Here is a 17,100-nt window from a genome sequence, read left to right on the forward strand (position 1 = left end):
TTTAATCTATTTTCAGCAGCTTCGCATTGATCGCAACGATAACGGTGCTTAATGACATCAATACAGCTCCAACGGCAGGACTTAATACAACACCTGCGTTGAATAAAATCCCTGCTGCCAACGGAATGGCCAAAATGTTGTACCCCGCCGCCCACCATAAATTTTGAATCATTTTTCGATAAGTGGCTTTAGACAGCTTTATGAGATTCACTACATCCTGTGGATTGCTTTTCACCAAAATAACATCGGCCGTTTCAATTGCCACATCCGTTCCCGTTCCGATAGCGATGCCTAAATCAGCTTTGGCCAATGCCGGTGCGTCATTGACTCCGTCTCCTGTCATAGCGACTTTCTTTCCTGATTGTTGAATTTCAATCACTTTATCAGATTTTTGGTGTGGCAAAACTTCAGCATAGGTTTGATCGATTCCTAATTGCGCGGCTACATAGTTTGCTACCTGACGGTTATCCCCCGTTAACATAATGGATTCGATCCCCATTTCCTTCAATTCCTGAATGGCTGCTTTGGCTGTTTCTCTCACGATATCGGCTAACGCAATCATACCGGCTAATTCATGATTAACGAGAACAAAGACGACCGTTTTTCCTTCATTTGACCACTCTTTAAAGGAAGACTCATTGTATCCAATCCCTTCATCCTTCATATATCCGGGACTGACTACCATGATTTCCTTCCCCTCGATATTGGCTTTTAGCCCTTTTCCCGTAATGGATTCAAAATCTTTAATGGATTTAAAAGATAGCTCCCTCTTCTCTCCTTCCCTAACAATCCCTTTTGCTATGGGGTGTTCTGATTGTGTCTCTACAGAGGCAGCGAGAGTGAGTAACTCAGTTTCATTCCATTCTTCACTCACGTCTACGTTTGTAACACCGAATTGCCCCTCCGTTAATGTTCCAGTTTTATCAAACACGATGGCATCTATCTTTCTTGCCCCCTCAAAGTTCGTGCGATTACGAATTAACAACCCTTTTTTCGCTGAAATGGCAGTGGATACTGCGATGACCAGAGGAGCAGCCAAACCTAATGCATGAGGACAAGAAATGACCATTACCGTAACCATTCGTTCCATTGCAAAGGATAGGGAGTATCCTAATGCCAACCAAATAATAAAAGTTGTAATCCCAGATCCAAGGGCGAGGTAAAATAGCCACTTGGCTGCCCGGTTCGATAAATCCTGTGTTCTCGATTTTGATTCCTGGGCTTCTTTCACCAGGGTAATGACTTGAGAAAGATACGTATCTCCTCCTGTCTTTTGAACCGTGATGGTCAAGGAGCCTTCCCCATTAATGGAGCCTCCGATCACTTCATTTCCTTTCACCTTATCTACCGGTACAGATTCACCTGTAAGCATGGATTCATCAATGGCCGACTTTCCTTCCACGATCTCTCCGTCGACAGGTACCTTTTCACCTGGTTTAACCAGTACCCGATCTCCATGTTGAACCTTTTCCAAAGACACATCCCTTACGTTTCCATCTTCATCGATCAGATGGGCTTCTGATGGCATTAATTTCACAAGTTCTTCTAATGCTCTTGAAGCCCCCATCACCGAACGCATTTCAATCCAGTGACCAAGGAGCATAATATCAATCAGTGTCGCAAGCTCCCAGAAGAAGTTATTTCCTTCAAGCCCAAACACAGCAAAAGAACTGTACACATAAGCAACGACGATAGCCAAAGCAATCAAAGTCATCATGCCTGGATTTTTTCCGGCGAGCTCTTCTTTGGCTCCAGTTAAAAATGGCCACCCTCCATAAAAAAAGATAACAGTAGAAAGTCCAAGTAATATGTACATATCAAAGGAAAAACGCCAATCTACATTTATAAACATTTGAATCATAGGGGAAAGGATAAGAATAGGAATGGTGATCAAAATCGATATCCAGAACCTTTTCTTAAAATCCTCCACCATATGATCATGGTGATGTCCATGATCATGATGTTCGCTATGGTGATCTTCCTTCCTATGATGGTGATCATGAGAATGGTTATGGTGTTCACTCATATAAAAGTCTCCCTTCCATTTTTATATTGATAGAGATAGTTTTCCCTGAAATTATGGATATTTTATGCAGAAAAAATTCTTCTTATGTAAATATTATGGGTATAAATAGGAAGACTATAACCATAAAGGAGTGAAACCTTAATGAAAGCCTATAAGAAATTTGGTGGTATGATCCTCACATCTACCATCGTCATGTATTTGTTTACGTACTGGAACACCTATAAGGTGGATCATATATACTTCAGTGAATCCAGGGCCTATATGGCCGTGTTAATGGGTGCATCGATGGCTGTCATCATGTTACTCTTCATGCAAAACATGCTGACAAATCGCAAAATGAATCTCGGTATTATTGTGGGAAGTATTGTAGTATTCTTATTTTCACTTTACTTATTACGCAGTCAGACGCTCGTAGACGATGTGGATTATATGGAAGCAATGATCCCCCATCATTCCATTGCCATCTTAACCAGCGAACGCGCCCAAATTTCCGACCCAAGGGTACGTAAGCTAGCAGACGGCATTATCAAAACCCAAAAGAAAGAAATTGCGGAAATGAAGAAATTAATAGAAGAACTTGAAGATGAATAGGAAAAGAGCCATGTTACTGGTTGTAAGCAGTAGCATGGCTCTTTTATTTAATGAAGAAAGCTCGTTTCAATTCAAAAAATCATTAAAATTTATCAAAATAAAAACCACCAAATATGTATTTGGTGGAGACGGTGGGACGTGCACTTCCATGCTTTCGACATGGCACTGACTATATCTTGAACCTTGTAGTTTCAGGTCCTTTGGCGTATTATGCGAAATGTAAATTTATCTGCTGAGAGATAGGATTCCGCATCCTAGTACTACCGAACTTTGGCAGCCTATAAGTCGATACACGGCTGTTGGATTGCTCCACATACCGCTCGGCATTGCCTTATCACACTGGGTGTGACTTAGGTTTCACCGATAAAGCCAAATTTTCACTTATGTGTTACCACATAAGGCGACTATGAACTAATCGAACCCACGTCCAGAAACATCGCCACTTAAGCGTCTACGAGCGTAGTCGATATATTCGCAAGTTCGCTACAGCTTCTGCCTATCGACGGGCGTCCGTGCAGCTAGTCTGATTGGTCTCTTCCTTTGTCCTCAGACGGTGGACTCCGGCGTAGCCTACTAAGAGTGAGTCCCTTACCCTACCACATAGGCGATGGAGGGAGGAACAGCTAAAGCGCTATTACGCAGCTAAAGCTAGGTTATTGTTAGTTTTGCCAGTTATTATTGGCTTTGGCGTTTTAACGTAGACGACCCCTACGGCTCGCGACCTAAGCTCGAACTATCCCTGTCGAATCCGTAACGTCCCCATGATAGAAAGGGAAGAACGGGAAAGAATAAGTTCAGCGTGTAAGTCACTTATTCAATTGTTCTTGCTGCCGCTTGATTACCTTGCGACATCTACTAGTATAACAAATCCTGAGATAATTGCAAATGCCATATTCCGGAAATCTGTAGTATTACATTCCTTTTTGACGCTGAGCAAGCTCACGCTGGATGGAACGGTTCGCTTCTTTGCGTTTCAGGTCTTCGCGTTTATCATATTTCTTCTTACCGCGGGCAAGTCCGATCAGAAGCTTAGCCACACCGTTTTTGATGTAAAGCTTCAAAGGAACGATGGAATATCCCGCTTCTTTGGAATCACCGATTAGCTTGTTGATTTGTTTGCGGTGAAGAAGTAGTTTACGTGTTCTGAGTGGTTCGTGATTAAACCGATTTCCCTGTTCATACGGGCTGATATGCATATTGTGAATAAAGATTTCCCCATTTTGCACACGGGCAAAGGAATCCTTCAGGTTCACCCGGCCCCCACGGATCGCTTTGATCTCTGTCCCCTGGAGCACCAGTCCCGCTTCGTATGTTTCTTCTACGGCATAGTCATGCCTCGCTTTTTTATTTTGGGCAATAAGCTTGCCTTCTCCCTTTGGCATTGGAATCCCCCTAGTCATCGCTGGTTTACTCATTATTATCTCATATTTTGAAGAAAAATTGTATCGTTACACCCTGAAAAGAAAAGGAGCAAAGGGTGTCCCATTGCTCCTGATCCGATTACTTCTTCTTTTTTCGTTTGCTTCTAGGTGCATTTTCAAAATGTTTTTTATTTGTTTTTTTCTTCTTATTGTTTTTAGGAGGACGCGTTGACCATTCCCCGTCCTTTTTACGGGAAGAAGAACGATCCGACTTCCCGCGGTTTGATTTTCCTTTATCAGCAGAAAACGAACGGACACGACCTTCGCGCTCCTTGCGCTGTCCTTTCATGCCTACGATTTCAAAATCGATGGCGCGCTCATCTTTGTTGACGCTCACGACACGTACTGTGATTTCATCACCGATTCTGAACACGTTAGCGGTCCTCTCGCCGATCATGGCAAGGTGACGTTCATCAAACCGGTAGTAATCATCCGTCATGTAGCTTACATGTACAAGGCCTTCGATGGTATTCGGCAATTCGACGAACATTCCGAAGTTCGTTACGGAGCTGATGATTCCGTCGTATTCCTCTCCCACTTTGTCTTCCATGTACTCTGCTTTTTTCAATTCGTCGGTTTCACGCTCCGCGTCCACTGCTCGGCGCTCACGGCTCGATGTATGCTCAGCGATATGACCCATTTGCGCACCCCATTTTTCACGGGTGGCCTGATCCAGTTTCCCTTCGATCAAGTACGTTCTGATTAATCGGTGAACGATCAAGTCAGGGTAACGACGGATCGGTGATGTGAAGTGTGTATAGAACTCAGTTGCGAGTCCAAAGTGACCAAGGCTTTCAGGATCGTATTTCGCCTGCTGCATGGAACGAAGCATCATCGTCGAAACGACCATTTCTTCCGGTTCGCCCTGTACATCTTCGACTATTTCCTGAAGGGCACGTGGATGGATGCTATTCGCTGTTCCTTTCACGATCAACCCGAAATTGGTGATGAACTCGAAGAAGCGCTGAAGCTTATCTTCTTTCGGATCTTCATGGATTCGGTAGATGAACGGCACTTCCATCCAGTGGAAATGCTCGGCAACCGTCTCATTGGCGACCAGCATGAATTCTTCGATCAGCTTCTCTGCCACTGAACGCTCACGAAGGACGACATCCGTCGGTTCCCCTTCTTCATTCACCAGCACTTTCGCTTCTTTGAAATCAAAGTCGATGGCTCCACGCTTCATCCGTTTAGTACGTAGAACCTGAGCCAGGTCCTCCATCTCCTCGAACATCGGAACCAAAGGCTCATATTTCGTGCGGAGCTCTTCGTCTTTATCCACAAGGATCTTGTTTACATCTGAATAGGTCATTCGTTCGGTCGTCTTAATGACACTCTGGAAGATTTCATGCTTGACGACATCGCCTTCAGGTGAAATTTCCATGTCACATGATAACGTTAAACGATCCACTTTTGGATTAAGGGAACAGATCCCGTTGGATAATCGATGCGGAATCATCGGGATGACCCGGTCTACGAGATAGACAGACGTTCCTCTATCGAATGCTTCCTGATCGATCGGTGAGCTCTCTTTGACATAGTACGTCACGTCTGCAATATGTACTCCGAGCTTATAGTTCCCGTTGTCCAGCTTCGTCACCGTTACGGCATCATCCAGATCCTTGGCATCTGCCCCATCAATCGTCACAATGGTTTGATCGCGAAGATCTTTCCGGTTCGGAATTTCTGATTCATCGATTTCACTAGGCACTTTATTTGCCTGATCCATGACCTCTTCAGGAAATTCAACGTCAATCCCATGTTTATGGATGATCGACAGAATATCGACTCCAGGATCATTTTTATGACCGAGGATTTCGATGACTTCCCCTTCGGCACTCTTGCGTCCTTCCGGATAAGACGTCAACTTTACGACGACCTTATGTCCTTCCGCCGCTCCCATCTGGGCAGACTTAGGGATGAAGATATCACTGGCAAACTTCTTATCATCGGGGATGACAAAACCGAAATGCTTGCTTTCAGTGAACGTACCGACCATTTGATCGACACCGCGTTCAACGATCCTGACGATGGTCCCCTCTCTCCGTGAACCTGAAGAAGAGGTGGAAACCCTCACCAAAACAATATCGCCATGCATGGCGTTATTCGTTTCGTTCGGAGGGATGAAGATATCATCCATTCCGGATTCTTCCGGTATCACAAACGCAAATCCTTTTGCATGGGCGGATACTTTCCCCCTTACCAGATTCATTTTCTCAGGCAGGCCGTAGCGGTTGCTTCTTGTTCGTACGACGAGCCCCTTTTCTTCCATTACGACAAGTGCTTTGACAAATTCCTTGAAATTCGTGGACCCTTCAATTCCAAAGGCTTCTTCAAGCTCCTGCACCGTCAATGGCTTGTATGCTTCTTCCTTCATATAGGAAAGGAGCCTATCCACATGCACTTTAATATTTTCGTCCATGACAATCCCTCCTGATCATCGAATTCATCAAACCGTCCAATCCAATTTCTCAAGGAAACCGTAGACGTCTTCATGAAGCTGTTCTTTTTCTTTATCTAATGTAATGACATGACCTGACTCTTCGTACCATTTGATTTCTTTCTCATCCGACTCCACGTTGTCGTAAATGATATTCGCAGAAGCCGTATTGATCATATGGTCATGCCTTGCCTGTACCACAAACGTCGGTGAATAGATCATATCCACGTTTTCACGTACTTCTGCAATTAATTCCTGCAGGGACTTCAATGTATTCATCGGCGTTTTCTTGAACTCTTCTATTTCCTTTTCAATTTGTTCTTCCTGTTTTCCTTCAAACTTTTTAAATTCACGGGCGTAATCGACTACCCCCTGATACATGATTTCTTCACTTTTTATATACATTGGCGCACACATAGGGACAATACCCTTTACAGGTACAGTGTAACCTAATTTAAGAGAAAATACCCCTCCCAGAGAAAGGCCGGCAACCGCAATCTCTTCGTATCCCTTGCTCTTTAAATGCTCATAACCCTCCATGACATCCTTCCACCAATCTTCAGGCCCTGTATGGACCAATTCTTCAGGTGGAACACCGTGTCCTTTATAGTGAGGGGCATGGGATGAATAGCCCTTCTTTTCTAAGTAACGTCCAAGCATTCTGACGTCAGCAGAATTTCCTGTGAAGCCATGAAGCAGCAATACTGCTCTTGGACCCGCTTCGAATGTGAATGGTTTTGGTAATACTGTTTTCATCTTTATGACTCCTTTTTAACTCAATTTAAACAAACGTTTGATTAGTCGGCAGAAACCTTGATTTAACAGGCTCCATTCTATTAAGCAGTTGTTTAAACGATTTAGTTATGTACATTGATTTTACGTGGATTTTTGTTAAACAAACGTTTGATTAGTATCCAGGAAGCTTGTTATGACAGGCTTCGTCCTATTAAACGATCGTTTAGTCCACTCTTCTTCTCTATTTTTAGCAAACATTGGTCAGACAATCCAATATTTCGCTTGAAAATCTGTCTGTCTAAATAAAAAAACCTGACCTTAATGATCAGGTTTTGATTCGTATTAGATAGCTACGATGGCGATGGTTAGTACGAAGAATAGTACCGATAATACGATTGTGATTCTGTGCAGTACCAAGTCAATCCCACGAGCTTTTTGTTTCCCGAAAAGTTGTTCTGCACCACCAGAGATGGCCCCTGAAAGTCCAGCACTTTTACCTGACTGAAGTAATACAAGAGCAATAAGTGCAATTGATACAATAATAAGTAAAGTGACGAGTATTGTGTGCATGAGTCCCACCTCCTGATACGAACATAACATTATCTCTAGTTTACCATAGGGAAGATGAAGTGGACAAGGTAATATTGTTTGAATTGTGGAAAGAGTTGGTACCGGATATGATTTCAAAAAAAGAGCCCCGTCCAAAGACGGGGCTGACTCTCTTCCATCGCTATTAGCGATTAACGTTATAGAATGTTTTCGCTCCAAGATATTGAGCTGTGTGAGCCAATTGATCTTCGATGCGAAGTAGTTGGTTGTATTTTGCTACGCGGTCTGTACGTGATGGAGCACCTGTCTTGATTTGACCAGCGTTTGTTGCAACAGCGATGTCAGCGATTGTGCTGTCTTCTGTTTCACCAGAACGGTGAGAGATGACGGCTGTGTAACCAGCGCGTTTCGCCATTTCGATTGCGTCGAATGTTTCAGTCAGTGTACCGATTTGGTTCACTTTGATCAGGATCGAGTTACCGATTCCTTGCTCGATACCTTGAGAAAGCTTAGTCGTGTTCGTAACGAATAGGTCATCCCCTACTAATTGAACCTTGTTACCGATACGGTCAGTCAATAGTTTGAAACCATCCCAGTCGTTTTCGTCAAGACCATCTTCGATTGAGATGATTGGGTATTTGTTGCACATTTCTTCGTACCAATCAACCATTTCTGCTGACGTACGAACGACGCCTTCACCAGAAAGATGGTATTTACCGTCTTCTTTATTGTAGATTTCAGAAGCTGCTACGTCCATTGCAAGTAGAACTTCTTCACCTGGTTTGTAACCGGCTTTTTCGATTGCTTCGATGATTGTTGATAGTGCTTCTTCGTTAGACTTAAGGTTTGGAGCGAATCCCCCTTCGTCACCTACTGCCGTGTTGTAGCCTTTTGACTTAAGAACTGATTTCAGGCTGTGGAAGATTTCAGCACCCATGCGAAGACCTTCTTTGAAAGTAGGAGCTCCTACAGGCATAACCATGAATTCCTGGATGTCCACGTTGTTATCAGCATGCTCTCCACCATTTACGATGTTCATCATTGGTACTGGAAGCTGCTTCGCGTTGAATCCACCAAGGTATTGGTATAATTCCACTCCGAAGAAGTCAGCAGCTGCGCGTGCAACAGCCATGGATACACCAAGGATTGCGTTGGCACCTAATTTACCTTTGTTTTCTGTACCGTCAAGAGCGATCATCGCCTGGTCGATTGCTACTTGTTCTGTAACATCGTAACCGATGATTTCTTCAGCGATTTCATTGTTTACGTTATCGACTGCTTTTTGTACCCCTTTACCAAGGTAGCGGTCTTTTTCTCCGTCACGAAGTTCAACTGCTTCGTATTCACCCGTTGATGCTCCAGATGGAACAAGCGCGCGCCCGAAAGCACCTGATTGTGTGTAAACTTCTACTTCGATTGTTGGGTTTCCGCGTGAATCCAATACTTCACGTGCATATACGTCTGTAATAAATGGCATTTAGAATCTCTCCTTATTTTTTAATTAATGATGTTCCAGTCATTTCGTCTGGTTGGTTTACATTCAATAGATCTAACATGGTCGGGGCAAGGTCTCCAAGGATCCCACCGTCACGAAGCTCCACGCCTTCTTTTGTCACGATGACAGGAACTGGGTTCGTCGTGTGGGCCGTCATTGGCTGGCCTTCTTCCGTCACTACTTCATCCGCATTCCCATGGTCTGCTGTAATGATGGCTGTACCGCCTTTTTCCGTGATGAGGTCAATGATCTTGCCAAGACACTCATCCACTGTTTCGATTGCTTTGATCGTCGGCTCAAGCATACCTGAGTGACCGACCATATCAGGGTTGGCAAAGTTCAGGATGATGGCATCCTGACGATCTTCACGAATCTCTTCAAGTAGTGCGTCCGTTACCTCGTAAGCACTCATTTCAGGCTTCAAGTCATACGTTGCCACTTTAGGAGAATCGATCAGGATTCGTTTCTCTCCAGGGAATTCCGCTTCACGTCCACCGCTCATGAAGAACGTGACGTGTGGATATTTCTCTGTTTCAGCGATGCGCAATTGCTTCAGTCCGTTTTGAGAAAGGACTTCACCAAGCGTGTTATCAAGGTTTGTCGGTTTGAATGCAACAAATCCATCAACCGTTTCACTGAATCTTGTCAGGCAGACAAAGTGAAGATCTTTCGGGAATTTGTCTCCGCGATCGAATGAACGGAAATCTGCATTCGCAAATGTATTCGAGATTTGGATGGCACGGTCCGGACGGAAGTTGTAGAAAATGACTGCATCTTCGTCTTTGATCGTGGCAACCGGCTCTCCGTTTTCTTTAGTAATGACAGATGGAATGACGAATTCATCGTGGATTCCATTTTCATACGAATCGTTTACAAGTTCGATTGGATCCTGATAGCTTGGGCCTTCACCATACACCATGGCACGGTAGGATTTCTCCACTCGTTCCCAACGCTTATCGCGGTCCATTGAATAGTAACGACCTGAAATCGTCGCGAATTGTCCTACGCCGATTTCCTTCATTTTCGCTTCAGCGTCTTCAATATACTTCTTCGCCGTTTGAGGGCCGACGTCTCGACCGTCAAGGAAGGCATGGACATAGACATCTTTCATTCCTTCTTTGGCCGCTAAACCTAGAAGGGCATAAAGATGCTCGATATGGCTGTGCACTCCGCCATCCGAAAGCAGTCCGAAGATATGAAGATTCGTGCCTTTTTCCTTTGCATGATTGATGGCATCCAGGAACGTGGTATTCTGTTCGAATTCCCCTTCACGGATGGCCAGATTCACACGCGTCAAGCTTTGGTACACGATACGTCCTGCACCGATATTCAAGTGACCCACTTCAGAGTTCCCCATTTGACCTTCAGGGAGTCCCACCGCTTCGCCACATGCTGTCAGTTGATTATGTGGATATTGATTCCACAGGCGGTCAAAATTCGGCTTGTTTGCCTGAGCGACCGCATTTCCTTCTTTCACATCACGGAAGGCAAAGCCGTCCAGGATGATTAATGCTACTGGTGACTTACTCATTGTTACTAGCACCTTCTAACAATTGAAGGAAGCTTTGTGGCTCAAGGCTCGCTCCACCTACAAGGGCACCATCGATATCCGATTGAGCCATGTATTCTTTGATGTTAGCCGGTTTCACACTACCGCCGTATTGAATGCGCACGGCGTCTGCAGCTGTTTCAGAGAATTCTCCTGAAACCACTTGACGGATATGGGCACATACTTCGTTCGCGTCTTCCGCTGTAGAAGATTTACCAGTACCGATTGCCCAGATTGGCTCATAAGCAATGACTGTTTGTTTCACTTGATCTTCAGAAAGACCTGCAAGTGCTTTTTTCACTTGAGTTCCGACAAGTTCTTTTGTTTCGTTGTTTTCGCGTTGTTCAAGTGTTTCACCTACACAAACGATCGGTGTTAAACCGTGTTTGAATGCAGCAAGAGTCTTCTTGTTCACTGACTCGTCTGTTTCGTTGAACATTTCACGACGTTCAGAGTGTCCCAGGATGACATATTGTACACCTAAGTCAGAAAGGGCTACAGGACTCACTTCTCCTGTGAATGCTCCGTTTTCTTCAAAGTGCATGTTTTGAGCACCTACAGCCACTTTAGTATCCTTTGTTAGGTTTACCAGGCTTTCTAAAAATAGGGCTGGTGAACAAATGACAGAGTCCACTACTTCCTGATCTGGCACAAGACCTTTTACTTCTTCAGTGAAGGATTTAGCTTCTCCAAGCGTTTTGTTCATTTTCCAGTTACCTGCAATAATCGGTTTACGCATTGTCCTCATCCTTTCTGTTTTTCATATCGGTTCAGCAAGATGTTGGTCTTTGATGAAGCGATTATTTATCGTTAAGAGCCACTACTCCAGGAAGTTCTTTTCCTTCCATGAATTCGAGTGATGCTCCACCACCTGTAGAAATATGACTCATCTTGTCAGCATAACCGAATTTTTCTACGGCTGCTGCAGAGTCACCGCCACCGATAACAGAATATGTATCTGTTGCATCGGCTAACGCCTCCGCTACGGCTTTCGTTCCATTTGCAAATGTTTCTAATTCGAATACACCCATCGGTCCGTTCCAGATCACAAGCTTAGAATCTTTGATTGTATCCTGGAATAGAGCTCTCGTCTTAGGTCCGATATCAAGTGCTTCCCAATCTGAAGGGATCGAATCGATATCCACTTCTTTCGTATTCGCATCATTTGAGAAGTCATCAGCAACGACTACATCAACAGGCATAAGGAATTTAACGCCTTTGTCCTCTGCTTTTTTCATGAATTGCTTCGCTAGATCAATTTTGTCTTCTTCAAGAAGGGATTTCCCTACCTCATGGCCTTGGGCTTTCACGAATGTGTAAGCAAGACCTCCTCCGATGATCAGGTTGTCCACTTTATCTAACAGGTTGTCAATGACACCGATTTTGTCTTTTACCTTCGCTCCACCGACGATGGCTGTGAATGGACGTTCCGGATCGGAAAGGGCTTTTCCTAATACGTCAAGCTCTTTCTCCATCAGTAGTCCTGCTACAGCCGGAAGGTGCTTTGCCACGCCTTCAGTGGAAGCATGTGCACGGTGAGCAGCACCGAATGCATCGTTCACATAAAGGTCAGCAAGCGCTGCAAATTCTTTCGCAAGCTCAGGATCATTCTTTGTTTCCCCAGGGTAGAAGCGAACGTTTTCCAGTACAAGAACGTCCCCTTCAGACATGTCGCCGATCTTTGATTGAACAGCTTCACCATACGCTTCATCTGCTTTGGCTACGTTTTTCCCAAGAAGTTCGGAAAGTCTTTCAGCTACAGGTGTTAAACGCAGTTCTTCCACCACTTCACCTTTCGGACGGCCTAAGTGACTAGCCAGAATGACCTTTGCTCCGCCATCCACTAAATACTTAATAGTAGGAAGAGCAGCTTGGATACGGGTTTCGTCTGTTATCTTGCCTTCAGACATCGGTACGTTAAAGTCTACACGGCAAAATACGCGTTTCCCTCTTACATCGACATCTTTAATCGACTTTTTGTTCATCGTAAAAGGCCTCCTTTGGTTTTCAATTTCTACATCTTTTTCAAAAAAATAGAAACAACAATAAGAAAAGGGAGAGGGGAATCTTCCCCGCTCCCCTTCATCACATCTTCATTATAGATGGTGGGACAAAATTTATCCATCAATCACCATGCTAATGATGTCAATTTACAAAACTTTATCGATTAAAGTCCTTTAGAAGCGATATAACCTGCTAGGTCTACTACACGGTTAGAGTATCCGCTCTCGTTATCGTACCAAGAGATGACTTTTACCATGTTGTCTTCCAGAACCATTGTAGAAAGTGCATCGATTGTAGAAGAAGCCGGGCTACCGTTGTAGTCAGTTGATACTAAAGGCTCTTCGCTGTAAGCAAGGATTCCTTTAAGATCGCCTTCAGCAGCTTCTTTAAGAGCTGCATTTACATCTTCAGCCGTTACGTTCTTATCAAGTTCAGCAACTAAGTCTACTAGAGAAACGTTTGGAGTTGGAACACGAACCGCTCCACCGTTCAGTTTCCCTTTAAGCTCAGGAAGAACTAGAGATACAGCCTTCGCAGCACCTGTAGTTGTTGGAATCATGTTCTCAGCAGCTGCACGTGCACGACGGTAATCTTTATGTGGTAAGTCTAAGATTTGTTGGTCGTTTGTGTAAGAGTGGATGGTTGTCATCATTCCACGCTTGATTCCGAATTTATCGTTAAGAACTTTCGCGAATGGCGCTAAGCAGTTTGTTGTACAAGATGCGTTAGAGATAACGTCGTGGCTAGCCGCGTCGTATTTATCTTCGTTAACACCCATAACAACTGTGATATCTTCATCAGATGCAGGAGCAGAAATGATGACTTTCTTCGCGCCGGCTTCGATGTGTTTCGCAGCGTCAGCGCGCTTTGTGAAACGGCCAGTAGATTCAACAACGATATCTACGCCAAGATCTCCCCAACCAAGTTGAGCAGGATCGCGCTCTGCCAATACTTTTACTTTCTTACCGCCAACTACAAGGTAGTCACCGTCAACAGTTACTTTCTCTTGAAGAGTTCCGTGAACTGTATCATATTGTAAAAGGTGAGCAAGCATGTTTGCATCAGTTAAGTCATTAACTGCTACTACCTCTACGTCGTTATTTTTAAGTGCTGCACGGAATACATTACGTCCGATACGTCCAAATCCGTTAATACCAATTTTTGTTGCCATGAATAATTTCCTCCTTTAGATAGTTAAGGATGATTTTTTTATATTTCAAAAGGGCTTACCCTTTTAAAAGCTCTCTCGCTGCTCCTTCATCCGTGATGAGCACGGTCTTGTGTGGAGCACCTTTCATATACGCCCGAATCGCTTTCGCCTTCGAGCTGCCGCCAGCGACGGCGATGACGTTCTCGATGTGACTTAAATCTTCTAATTGCAGGCCGATCGTCGGCACCTTATGTACCACTTCACCTGCTTCGTCAAAATAGTAACCAAATGCTTCCCCGACGGCGTGACCCTCGGTGATTTTCTCAAAATCTTCTTCCGTGGTCTTCCGTCTTTCTGCCATTGTGATAGCATCCCCAATTCCATGGAGAACCATGTTGGCGGATTTGATTAAATTAAGGACCTCTTTGATCATCGGTTCTTTCAAGAAGGACTTATATACTTCTTTACTAACCTGATCCGGCACATATAAAACACGATGACGCGTCCCTGTGTGCTCGGCCATCTTGGCACAGATGGTATTGGCCTGGTTCTTCACATCTTCCCCGATTCCACCCCGAGCAGGAACGAACAAGGTTTCGTCAGAAAAATCAGGTGTCAGCCTTTCTGCTACGGCTGCCATTGTCGAACCTCCAGTCACAGCGATGATAGTATTTCCCTTAAGTCGGCGTTTCATACTAGCAGCTGAAGCACGCCCTAATTCTTCTTTTACCCAAGGTGACTCATCACTATTCCCCGGAACGATTACAATTTCATGAAGATTAAGTAACGATTTTAATTCCTGTTCCATTACGTTGATCCCGGAAATCTCCCTCATCATGCTTTCAAGGTTCTCTAAAAGCTGGATACCATCTTCCGTCATGATCATCCCGGAAGTTTTGATATCAATGAGATCTTGATTATTCAGGAACTCCACTTCACTTCTCAGTACGCGTTCCGTCAAGCCCATATTCTGAGCAAGACTTCTGCGTCCGACAGGCTGCATGAACCGGATGGAACGTAGAATTTGATGCCTTTTTTGCATAATTTCAAGCAGGTCAGGTAATAATCGCTTTTGTATGTCAATTAAAGATTCCATAGTTAAAAGCTCCTTCAAATGAAGTGCGTGGATACGTTGGACTCATTCGGTCCCACATAGACATATTATGTCCCACTACCTCCAAAAAAAATTCATCCCTGCTTACAAGTTTCATTTTATCAGGGTATGAATCGTAATTCAACTAGAAACTATCGGGTTTTTTCATGTAAACGCTTGCTAAGCGTAAAATAATCAATCTGCCCATACTGAAGGATTTCCCCGTCCAGTTCCACGACCGGGATCATCAGTCCGAAACGTTCTGTGAGATCATCGCTTTTATCGATATCCTCTTCTTCAATGGAAAAGCCCATCTCATCCTGAAGAAGTTTCAGGGTGATTTTTGCGTCTTCGCAAAGTCCGCATTGTGTGCGTGTGTAGAAAATGACTTGCTTCATATTGTTGCCTCGCTTTGTTTTAATTGTAGGTTGGGTCAGGTTGGGATGTTGTTTTTGTACCTGGTACATCTGTTGATTGTTGTACCTGGTACAAAACAGCTTCCGTGTACCTGGTACAAACTAACCATTGTGTACCTGGTACACTCTACATTCTATCTTCTATTCATATCTCTTCCTCATCGTAGAAGAAGTGATCCCCATTTGATCACGGTATTTGGCGATGGTCCTTCTGGAAACATCATATCCTTTATCCAATAGTAGATTGACAATCTTCTGGTCTGATAGAGGCTTTTTCTTGTCTTCTTCATCAATCAGTTTTTGAAGCTCATTTTTCACGGTCCGGGCAGACGCCGCTTCTGAATCCTCAAGTTTTACCGATCTAATCGCTGAGGTAAAGAAGTACTTCAACTCGAAGATTCCAAAGGGGGTTTGCATATACTTACCTTTCACGGCGCGGCTGATCGTCGATTCGTGTACATCGATTTCATCCGCCACCTGCTTTAACGTCAGGGGCTGGATCGCAGATGGCCCTTCCAAAAAGAACGACTTCTGCTTCTCAGCAAGTATCTTCCCGACTTTCAAGATTGTCTGTTTCCGCTGTCGTAAACTTTGCAGGAGCCACCGGAAATCCTGCTCCTTCTCTTGAAGATAGGTTTGGACTTCCTTATCCGGGTGATCTTTCATGAAATCGGTGTACTCTTCATTATACGTGACGTTAACGGTTGTCCCATCATATAACGATACGGCCACGGTATGCCCGTCTATTACGTTCACCACAAGCTCAGGCGTAATGTATTCAGCGATATGCTGGGAGTATTTCGATCCAGGCCTCGGGTTACAATGCTGGATAAAATCAGCAGCCTGCTGGATGTCCTTCAGTTCAACCCCAAGCTCCTTGCTGATCGCTTTCCACTTCTTTTCCCCAAAGGCTTGAAAATGATCGGTTACAATCTGCTTCACCAAAGGGGGAACATCTGCTTTTCTCTGCAACTGAAGGGAAATGCACTCCTGCAGGGATCTCGCCCCTATCCCGGCCGGTTCCAACTCCTGAATCCTCTTAATATAGGTTTCCAGTTGATCCCATTCCAAACCATGTTTTTGCATGAAAGATGGTTCATCCACTCTTAAATAACCGTTGTCATCCAGGCTGCATATTAATTCATCAAGTATTTTCCGGTCGAAAGAAGTAAGCGATTTCAAATTTATTTGAACAGATAAGGCATCCGCAAGGGTACTCGTCGGCACAGAAACATATTCGTACCAATCCACCGTATTCCCGGGATTGCCGTCATTTCGTTTATACGTATAAGGTTCTCGTTGATAGAGGGAGTCTTGTTTAGGCGGTTCTACTTGTATAAGGGGATTCTCTAATTGCTTAGCTTCTAAATAAGCATTCAGTTCCATCGTAGAATATTGGAGGATGGTGATGGCTTGAGAAAGCTGTTGAGTCATTTGAAGTTTTAGTTGTTGATTTTGAAAAAGTCCTGCTTTCAAATTCATGATTACTAACCTCCCATTTATCTATTCTACAATAAAATTGGTTGTTCGTTAATGGGAATTCGTTGGTAGTTGGTGGGTTTGTACTATATATATGAGTGTTTTCTTCAAAACTTTCCGGAGAGAGTAGTGGTTGATTTCCGCTGCAGGTG

Annotated in this window: 14 protein-coding genes and 1 other RNA gene; 1 reads left to right on the forward strand and 14 read right to left on the reverse strand. The window is 44.1% G+C overall.

The window, feature by feature from the left end; all coding sequences use genetic code 11:
* Position 1: 1 nt before the first annotated feature.
* Positions 2–2,026, reverse strand: a complete 2,025-nt coding sequence (locus BVI01S_RS07390; RefSeq protein ID WP_061809787.1) for a copper-translocating P-type ATPase — start codon at positions 2,024–2,026, stop codon at positions 2–4.
* Positions 2,027–2,167: 141 nt separating this feature from the next.
* Here BVI01S_RS07390 and BVI01S_RS07395 point away from each other — a divergent pair, with 141 nt between their 5' ends.
* Positions 2,168–2,617 (forward strand): DUF305 domain-containing protein, encoded by a 450-nt coding sequence (locus tag BVI01S_RS07395; RefSeq protein ID WP_061809788.1) that lies wholly within the window; start codon positions 2,168–2,170, stop codon positions 2,615–2,617.
* A gap of 412 nt (positions 2,618–3,029) precedes the next feature.
* Here BVI01S_RS07395 and ssrA read toward each other — a convergent pair.
* The 13 genes from ssrA to rpoN all read right to left on the reverse strand — a co-directional run bounded on the left by ssrA (position 3,030) and on the right by rpoN (position 16,951).
* Positions 3,030–3,370: a transfer-messenger RNA gene (ssrA, locus tag BVI01S_RS07400) on the reverse strand.
* Positions 3,371–3,528: 158 nt separating this feature from the next.
* The gene (gene smpB / locus BVI01S_RS07405) at positions 3,529–3,999 is read right to left on the reverse strand and encodes an SsrA-binding protein SmpB (protein ID WP_034764201.1); all 471 of its coding nucleotides are present in this window, start codon (positions 3,997–3,999) and stop codon (positions 3,529–3,531) included.
* Positions 4,000–4,117: 118 nt separating this feature from the next.
* Complete coding sequence (gene rnr, locus BVI01S_RS07410) at positions 4,118–6,460, reverse strand: ribonuclease R (RefSeq protein WP_061809789.1); 2,343 nt, start codon at positions 6,458–6,460, stop codon at positions 4,118–4,120.
* A gap of 27 nt (positions 6,461–6,487) precedes the next feature.
* Positions 6,488–7,234 (reverse strand): alpha/beta hydrolase, encoded by a 747-nt coding sequence (locus tag BVI01S_RS07415; protein ID WP_061809790.1) that lies wholly within the window; start codon positions 7,232–7,234, stop codon positions 6,488–6,490.
* A gap of 321 nt (positions 7,235–7,555) precedes the next feature.
* Entirely contained in the window at positions 7,556–7,783 is a 228-nt protein-coding gene (gene secG / locus BVI01S_RS07420; protein WP_060672588.1) for a preprotein translocase subunit SecG, read from the reverse strand.
* Positions 7,784–7,946: 163 nt separating this feature from the next.
* Positions 7,947–9,239, reverse strand: a complete 1,293-nt coding sequence (eno, locus tag BVI01S_RS07425; protein WP_034764211.1) for a phosphopyruvate hydratase — start codon at positions 9,237–9,239, stop codon at positions 7,947–7,949.
* A 13-nt stretch (positions 9,240–9,252) separates the two neighbouring features.
* Positions 9,253–10,788, reverse strand: coding sequence for a 2,3-bisphosphoglycerate-independent phosphoglycerate mutase (gpmI, locus tag BVI01S_RS07430; protein ID WP_034764214.1), 1,536 nt, complete (start codon positions 10,786–10,788; stop codon positions 9,253–9,255).
* On the reverse strand, positions 10,781–11,545 hold the full coding sequence (gene tpiA / locus BVI01S_RS07435; protein ID WP_061809791.1) for a triose-phosphate isomerase: 765 nt from the start codon (positions 11,543–11,545) through the stop codon (positions 10,781–10,783). Before tpiA ends, gpmI begins: the two co-directional genes overlap by 8 nt.
* A 61-nt stretch (positions 11,546–11,606) precedes the next feature.
* Positions 11,607–12,791 (reverse strand): phosphoglycerate kinase, encoded by a 1,185-nt coding sequence (locus tag BVI01S_RS07440; RefSeq protein ID WP_034764217.1) that lies wholly within the window; start codon positions 12,789–12,791, stop codon positions 11,607–11,609.
* A gap of 182 nt (positions 12,792–12,973) precedes the next feature.
* Positions 12,974–13,981 (reverse strand): type I glyceraldehyde-3-phosphate dehydrogenase, encoded by a 1,008-nt coding sequence (gap, locus tag BVI01S_RS07445; RefSeq protein WP_044338275.1) that lies wholly within the window; start codon positions 13,979–13,981, stop codon positions 12,974–12,976.
* A gap of 55 nt (positions 13,982–14,036) precedes the next feature.
* Positions 14,037–15,056 carry a sugar-binding transcriptional regulator gene (locus BVI01S_RS07450; RefSeq protein ID WP_061809792.1) on the reverse strand — a complete coding sequence of 340 codons (1,020 nt, stop codon included), beginning with the start codon at positions 15,054–15,056 and terminating at the stop codon, positions 14,037–14,039.
* Between the two features lie 149 nt (positions 15,057–15,205).
* Positions 15,206–15,451: a glutaredoxin family protein gene (locus tag BVI01S_RS07455; RefSeq protein ID WP_061809793.1), complete on the reverse strand. Its 246-nt coding sequence runs from the start codon at positions 15,449–15,451 to the stop codon at positions 15,206–15,208.
* Between the two features lie 159 nt (positions 15,452–15,610).
* Positions 15,611–16,951, reverse strand: a complete 1,341-nt coding sequence (gene rpoN / locus BVI01S_RS07460; RefSeq protein WP_061809794.1) for an RNA polymerase factor sigma-54 — start codon at positions 16,949–16,951, stop codon at positions 15,611–15,613.
* Between the last annotated feature and the right edge of the window lie 149 nt (positions 16,952–17,100).

This window comes from Rossellomorea vietnamensis NBRC 101237 (genome assembly GCF_001591825.1).
Lineage (GTDB): Bacteria > Bacillota > Bacilli > Bacillales > Bacillaceae_B > Rossellomorea > Rossellomorea vietnamensis.